Consider the following 4,194-nt stretch of genomic DNA (forward strand, 5'->3'; position numbering starts at 1 on the left):
CGGAGAGGGGCAGATCGGGTTCGTGCATGATCTTGCGGGTCTCGGCGGCGATCTTCCACTCCTCGCTCGTGTAGCCATCGTCCTTGAAGGAACCGATCTCCGGAAGGAGGTTGTGCGCGATCTGGTGGGGGTAGACGTGGGGAGCGGTGTTCTGTCCATCCAGCACCTGCCTGGACTGCGTGGTCAGCTCTTCCATGGCCGCCGCCCCGGTGCCTGATACCGACTGGTAGGTGCTGACGACAATGCGCTTGATGGGATTGACCTTGTGTAATGGATACAGGGCCATCACCATTTGAATAGTGGAGCAGTTGGGGTTAGCAATAATCCCCTTATGCCATTTAATGTCTTCGGGATTGACCTCAGGGACTACCAGTGGTACGCTCGGTGTCATTCTAAAGGCAGCACTATTATCAATAACTACTGCTCCGTGGTGGGCCGCTATCGGCGCAAAGTAGCGACTGACCTCAATACCAGCCGAGAAGAGAGCGATGTCTATTCCATTAAAAGATTCGGCGGTCGTCTCCTTGACCTCAATCTCCTGATGAGCGACAAACATCTTCTTACCCGCGGAACGGTCGGAAGCGAAGAGGCTGACTGATTCCATCGGGAAGTCGCGTTGTTCCAGGACTTTGATAAACTCCTGTCCCACCAGTCCGGTAGCACCGACAATAGCTACTCGATATCTTTTCATAATACTCCTATAAGTTAAGCAGCGTATCCAATCCGTAGATTAGGCCCTGCCGTTTAACCACTTCCTTAATGGCGATTATCACGCCGGGCATATAGCATTCCCGGTTAATGGTATCATGCCGGATACTCAGCGTTTGTCCCGGCGCTCCCAGGATTACCTCCTGGTGTGCCATCAGCCCCGGTAGCCGCACACTGTGAATGGTCACCCCTTCCACCGGCTGCCCCCGGCTATTTGATGGTTGCCCTGGTTCCGCGGGACGGCTGAAGGGCTTACCCCGGGCTTGAGCCATGGCTCTGGCGGTGGCTAACGCCGTTCCTGAAGGCGCGTCAGCTTTCAGGTGGTGGTGCAGTTCGATGATTTCAGCGTAGTCAAGGTATTTAGCCGCTATCTTGGCCAGGTGAATCATCAAAACCGCCCCCAGAGCGAAATTCGGGGCTATCACCACCCCAATCTGATGAGTTTTGGCTAGCTGCTCAATCTCACTAATTTCGTCAGCCGTAAATCCGGTAGTTCCGATGACCAGGTTAATCCTGCGTTTAGCGGCGATGCGTACTGCCGGCATCGTCGCTCGAGCCGTGGTAAAATCCACCAGCACTTCAGGCTGGCAATCAGTGAGAATCCGCTCTAAGTCGGCAGAAAAGGGGACTGAACCTGAGCCTGACGGTAAGGGCAAATAATCTTCGGTAACGTGGAGTCCTACGGCGCCGACCAACTGCATTTCCGGCTCTTTACCTAGGGCATTGACCACCTCCCGTCCCACTCTACCTGATGCCCCCTGAACTACCACTCTTATTGGCTTCATCGCCTCAACCCTTTTAGTAACGTTTAGAAACGCCGCCGGTTCTGGGTGGGACGAGGAGGGCGCTGTGGTGGACCAGCCTCACGCTGGGTCTTAAACGGGTAATCCGGAGTGGGTGAGTTAGGTGAGTTAGGTGAGTCCGTTACCTTCTTCTCCGCTGCTTGAGCCGGCTGTTCCAGTACTGCTCGCCGGGACAAATTCATCCTGCCGAGATTGTCAATCCCGATTACCTTGACCATAATCTCGTCGCCTACCTTAACGATATCCTCGACATTAGCTACCCGATAATCCGCCAGCTCACTGATGTGAACTAAACCTTCTTTGCCCGGCAGCACTTCGACCATCGCCCCGAAGTTCAGTATTCGTGTTACCTTACCGGTATAGACCTCGTCCACTTCCACCTCTTTGGTAAGACGCTCGATTATCTCGATGGCTCGGCGGGCGGTGGCCTCATCGGATGAACCAATAATCACCGTACCGTCATTATTAATGTCAATAGTGGTTTTCGTTTCCTCGGTAATTGACCTGATTGTCTTACCTCCGGGGCCGATGACGCTACCAATTTTATCCGGGGTAACGGTTATTTTATACATCCGCGGAGCGTAGCGGCTGAGTTCGGGGCGGCTGGCGCTGATAGTTTGATTCATTTTATCCAGAATAAACAGGCGGGCCTCCCGGGCTTGATTTATGGTCTTTTCGACGATTTCCAAACTTATCCCTTTGAGCTTGGTGTCCATCTGGACTCCGGTGATACCATCAGTGGTGCCGGCGACCTTAAAATCCATGTCGCAGTAGTTGTCCTCGATGCCTTCAATATCCGTCAAAACAGCATAGTTACCCTGCTCATCAGTAACCAGGCCCATCGCTATCCCGGCGACGGCTTTCTTTATCGGTATTCCGGCATCCATCAGGGATAGGCTGCTGGCACAGACGCTAGCCATGGAAGTGCTGCCGCTGGAGCTGAGAACTTCAGAGACGAGCCGAATCATGTAAGTGAAGTCCTCATCTCTGGGTATTACCGGTTCCAGGGACCGCTCGACCAGGGCACCGTGCCCGATTTCACGGCGACCGGGTGTGCCGACACGCTTTACCTCTCCCGAAGAGAAACCAGGGAAATTGTAGTGGTGAATAAAGCGTTTCGTCTCCTCGATACCCAGTCCGTCAAGCTGCTGCTCCTTGCGGGTAGAGCCCAGGGTAGTAATCGTCAGTACTTGCGTTTGACCGCGAGTGAATAAGCCGGAACCATGAGTGCGCGGTAGCAGTCCTACTTCGCAGCTAATGGGTCGAATCTCCGTCAAGCCGCGACCACCGAGCCGTTGTTTTTTGTTAAGCAGGCTGCTTCTTATTTCTGTCTTAATCTGGCTATCAAAAGCCGCCAGTATTTCTTTTTCCGATAATGATTCCTTCAGGCGCTCAAGCACCTCTTTCTTGAGCTCGGAGAGTGCCCGTTCACGCTGCGATTTATCTACCTGGCTCAGGGCGGGGACCAGTTTTCCCTTAACTATCGACGCAACGGTGGCAATTGTTGCGGGGTTGGTCTGGCTGACAGGGGCTCTTATCTTGGGTTTGCCATAAGCCTGCCGCAGCTCTTCCTGGAGTTTAATAATATCCTGGTTTGCCTGGTGGGCAGTTTGAATTGCCCGTATCATGATATCTTCTGAAGCCTCCTGCGCTCCGGCTTCGATCATTACTACTGCGTCTTTGGTGCTGGCAACAATAAGGTCAAGCAGGCTGTCTTGAAGCTGGATTAGTGTTGGATTTAACACCAGCTCGTTATTAATATAGCCAACACGAACCACCCCTACCGGACTTTCAAAGGGGACTTCGGATAATGATAGTACGGCGGAACCGCCGATAACCGCCAGGATATCCGGGTCATTTTCCTGGTCGGCCGAAAGAACGGTAATGACAATTTGAATATCGTTATGCCATTCCTTGGGTAACAGCGGACGGAGCGGACGGTCGGTCAGTCGGCTGGCTAAGGTTGCCTCCTGGCTGGGGCGTCCCTCGCGCCGGATAAAACCGCCGGGAATTTTACCGGCAGCATACAGTCTTTCTTCGTAATCGATGGTCAGGGGTAGAAAATCTATTCCCTCTCGGGGTGGACCGAGGCAAACAGTAACCAGAACTACCGTATCCCCGTAGCGCACGGTAACCGCGGCATTGGCCTGGTCGGCCAGCTTCCCGGTTTCGATGATGAGGTCTCTGCCTCCAATCTCACGTTTAAAAGATTGAGATTCTAACAATAAATTCTCCTTTTTCCGGCTTTACTTACGTAGCCCGAGCTCTTTGATTAGCTTATGATATCGGTCCAGGCTTTCTCGGCTGAGATAAGTCAGCAGTCTCCTTCTTTTTCCGACCATCTTAATCAGGCCGTACTGCGTGTGGAAATCATGCCGATTAGCCGCCATGTGCGTGGTTAATTCATTGATTCTCCCGGTAAGCAGAGCTACCTGAACCTCAGTTGATCCACTATCTCCCTCGCTACGGGCAAACTTGCCGACAATGGCTGTTTTCTTTGTTTTGTTCAAAATACACTACCTCTTACTTTTCTTAAGCTCTTAAGCATAACATAAATTAAAAGGATTATAACACAGGCGGTCAGGGCTGTAAACTAATTTTACTTTTGGTTCTGTTTGACCTTTACCGGCGATGGGGGTATATTGAAATTGTATCACATTATGCATGTCGGTATTTGTCGGGT

Annotated in this window: 3 protein-coding genes and 1 pseudogene; all 4 read right to left on the bottom strand. The window is 52.2% G+C overall.

Annotation, left to right across the window (positions count from 1 at the left end; translation table 11 throughout):
- A partial coding sequence (locus tag Q8Q07_00430) for an aspartate-semialdehyde dehydrogenase (GenBank protein ID MDP3878759.1) occupies window positions 1-691 on the bottom strand: 691 nt, incomplete at its 3' end.
- A 7-nt stretch (window positions 692-698) separates the two neighbouring features.
- A complete protein-coding gene (gene dapB, locus Q8Q07_00435; GenBank protein MDP3878760.1) occupies window positions 699-1,493 on the bottom strand; it encodes a 4-hydroxy-tetrahydrodipicolinate reductase in 795 nt (264 codons plus the stop codon).
- Window positions 1,494-1,666: 173 nt separating this feature from the next.
- A pseudogene (locus Q8Q07_00440) lies at window positions 1,667-3,736 on the bottom strand (polyribonucleotide nucleotidyltransferase).
- 21 nt (window positions 3,737-3,757) lie between these two features.
- Window positions 3,758-4,021, bottom strand: coding sequence for a 30S ribosomal protein S15 (gene rpsO / locus Q8Q07_00445; GenBank protein ID MDP3878761.1), 264 nt, complete (start codon window positions 4,019-4,021; stop codon window positions 3,758-3,760).
- Window positions 4,022-4,194: the final 173 nt, after the last annotated feature.

It is taken from the genome of Dehalococcoidales bacterium (assembly GCA_030698765.1).
In the GTDB taxonomy this organism is placed as follows: Bacteria; Chloroflexota; Dehalococcoidia; order Dehalococcoidales; family UBA2162; genus JAUYMF01.

Excerpts from the sequence above, each read along its gene's own strand:
- dapB (MDP3878760.1), bottom strand. The coding sequence starts at position 1,493 with ATGAAGCCAATAAGAGTGGTAGTTCAGGGGGCATCAGGTAGAGTGGGA.